The sequence below is a fragment of the Kitasatospora sp. MY 5-36 genome, from assembly GCF_001182915.1.
Lineage (GTDB): Bacteria > Actinomycetota > Actinomycetes > Streptomycetales > Streptomycetaceae > Kitasatospora.
This window is the reverse complement of the sequence record NZ_LFVW01000994.1, coordinates 1-2,590: the sequence shown is the minus strand read 5'-3', so window position 1 is coordinate 2,590 and position 2,590 is coordinate 1. Positions and strand designations below refer to the sequence as shown.

Sequence of the window (2,590 nt, the reverse complement as noted above, 5' to 3'; positions counted from 1 at the left end):
CGCGCGCTGCCGCTCGGCTCGGTCGAGCACGCCCTGCCCGCCGACCTGCCCGCCACCGACGTGCTCGGCCTGGCCGAGCACGGGTCGGCCAACCGCCTCGGCGGTGCCGACCTCGGCGCGAACAGCCCGCTGTCCGGCCTCACCGGCGCGCTCGGCCCGCTCGGCGGCCTGCTGGGCGGCCTGGGCGGCGGCAACCTGAGCGGCGGCAGCCTCAGCGGCCTGCCGCTGTAACCCCCGCCGCCGCACAACCCCCGGCTCGGGGAGAACCCCGAAGGGGGCCGGTGTCCGTGACACCGGCCCCCTTCGCCGTACGGTCGCCCGCTACGGTCGGCGCGCCGAGCTCGGCGCGATCGCGGTCAGCTCGCCGCGATCGCGGTCAGCTCGCCGCGCCCAGCCGCTCCACGGCCGCGGCGACCCGCTCGTCGGTCGCCGTGAACGCGACCCGCACGAAGCGGTCGCCGGCCGGCCCGTAGAAGTCGCCGGGCGCCACCAGGATGCCCAGCCCGGCCAGTTCGGCCACGGTCTCCCAGCACGGGCGGTCCTGGGTCGCCCACAGGTAGAGGCTCGCCTCGGAGTGCTCGATCCGGAAGCCGTACGCCTCCAGCGCCGCCCGCAGCGCCGAGCGCCGGGCCGCGTACCGCTCGCGCTGCTCGGCCACGTGGGCGTCGTCCGCGAGCGCGGCGACCGTCGCCGCCTGGACCGGCGCCGGCACGATCATGCCGCCGTGCTTGCGCACCTCCAGCAGCTCCCTGACCACCACCGGGTCGCCCGCCACGAAGGAGGCGCGGTAGCCGGCCAGGTTGGAGCGCTTGGAGAGCGAGTGGACGGCCAGCAGGCCCTCGTGGCCGTCGCCGCAGACGTCCGGGTGCAGGACGGAGACCGGCTCGGCCTCCCAGCCCAGCTCCAGGTAGCACTCGTCGCTGACCAGCAGCGCCCCGTGCTCCCTGGCCCACTCGACGGCCCGGCGCAGCTCGTCCGCGCCCAGCACCCGGCCGGTCGGGTTGGACGGCGAGTTCACCCAGAGCAGGCGCACCCGGGAGCCGTCCAGCTCGTCCACCGAGTCGTACTCGACCGGCTCGGCGCCGCACAGCCGGGCGCCCACCTCGTAGGTCGGGTAGGCCAGGCGCGGGTAGGCGACCTGGTCGCCGGGGCCGAGGCCGAGCTGGGTCGGCAGCCAGGCCACCAGCTCCTTGGAGCCGACGGTCGGGAGCACGGCCTGCGGGCCGGTCTCCGCGCCGAGGCGGCGGTGCAGCCAGTCGGCGATCGCCTCGCGCAGCTCCAGCGGGCCCCAGACGGTCGGGTAGCCGGGGGTGTCGGTGTGCGCGGCCAGCGCCTTCTGGATCACCTCGGGGACCGGGTCCACCGGGGTGCCGACGGAGAAGTCGCAGAGCCCGCCGGGGTGGGCCAGGGCGGTCGCCTTGTACGGCTCCAGCTTGTCCCAGGGGAAGACGGGGAGCTTGTCCGAAACGCGGCGCGCCGCCCCCGGGTGACCCGGGAACGGCGCGCGCGTGCTGTTGGTACTCACAGCTGTTGTGCCACCGATCGTCAGTGGTCGGCGTTCTGCGGCGGCAGAGCGGCGATGAACGGGTGGTCACGCTCGATCAGACCGAGCTTGGAGGCGCCGCCGGGGGAACCCAGGTCGTCGAAGAACTCGACGTTCGCCTTGTAGTAGTCCTTCCACTCCTCCGGAGTGTCGTCCTCGTAGAAGATCGCCTCGACCGGGCAGACCGGCTCGCACGCGCCACAGTCGACACACTCATCCGGGTGGATGTAGAGCGATCGCTCGCCCTCGTAGATGCAGTCAACCGGGCACTCTTCGATGCACGCCTTGTCCTTCACGTCGACACAAGGCTGCGCGATGACGTAGGTCACGCTGTCGTTCCTCCTCGGAAGGGCCTGGTGGCCCGTTCTGTTCTGCTGCCGTGCGCGGTGAGCGCGGCGTCGTCGATGCCCGCCCCTAGTATCGCGGGTCGGAGACCGCAAATGCACAGGAGGTGGCCAGATGGCGACGCACGACCCGGTCGGCGACCGTCCGGAAGTCCGGATAGACCGCTCTGACGTGGGACGACGCGTGTCCGTCCGCCGCCTCGCGGAGTTCGTGGACGACCGGCCGGTGTTCCGGGATTCGATCGGCGTGCTCACATCGTGGGACGATCATGGGTTGACGATCGCCCCTCGAACCGGCGATCCGGTGTTCTTGCCGGAGAAGCTGCTGGTCGCAGGCAAGACCGTGCCGCCGTTCCCGGCCCGGCGCGTCCCGTTGCCGGTCACCGAGCCGGTCGAACTGCAGCGGATCGCGGGCCGCGGCTGGCCGGCCGTCGAGCAGGAGCCGCTCGGCGAGTGGACGCTGCGCGCCGCGGCCGGGTTCACCCGGCGGGCCAACTCCGTCCAGGCGCTCGGGGACCCGGGACTGCCGCTGCCCCGGGCGCTGGCGGCCGTCCGCGCCTGGTTCGCGGCGCGCGGACTGCCCGCGTACGTCGAGGTGATCTCCCCCGGCTCGCCCCCGGCGCTGGTCGCCGAACTCGACCGGCTCGGCGCCGGGTACGCGCCCACCCTGGTCCGCACCGCCCCGCTGGCCGGGCTCGCCCGG

At 74.1% G+C, this 2,590-nt stretch carries 3 protein-coding genes and 1 pseudogene; 2 read left to right on the top strand and 2 right to left on the bottom strand.

Annotated elements, in window-relative coordinates:
• Positions 1–231, top strand: a 231-nt coding sequence (locus tag AE652_RS39310; RefSeq protein WP_049660350.1) for a hypothetical protein, incomplete at its 5' end; no start/stop codon positions are given.
• Positions 232–376: 145 nt separating this feature from the next.
• Here the strand turns inward: AE652_RS39310 and dapC are convergent.
• Both dapC and fdxA read right to left on the bottom strand, forming a co-directional pair.
• Positions 377–1,525: a succinyldiaminopimelate transaminase gene (gene dapC / locus AE652_RS39305; protein WP_049660349.1), complete on the bottom strand. Its 1,149-nt coding sequence runs from the start codon at positions 1,523–1,525 to the stop codon at positions 377–379.
• A 20-nt stretch (positions 1,526–1,545) separates the two neighbouring features.
• Positions 1,546–1,872, bottom strand: a complete 327-nt coding sequence (gene fdxA, locus AE652_RS39300; RefSeq protein WP_030061559.1) for a ferredoxin — start codon at positions 1,870–1,872, stop codon at positions 1,546–1,548.
• A 289-nt stretch (positions 1,873–2,161) separates the two neighbouring features.
• Here fdxA and AE652_RS39295 point away from each other — a divergent pair.
• Positions 2,162–2,590: pseudogene (locus AE652_RS39295) on the top strand (GNAT family N-acetyltransferase); the annotation flags it as partial.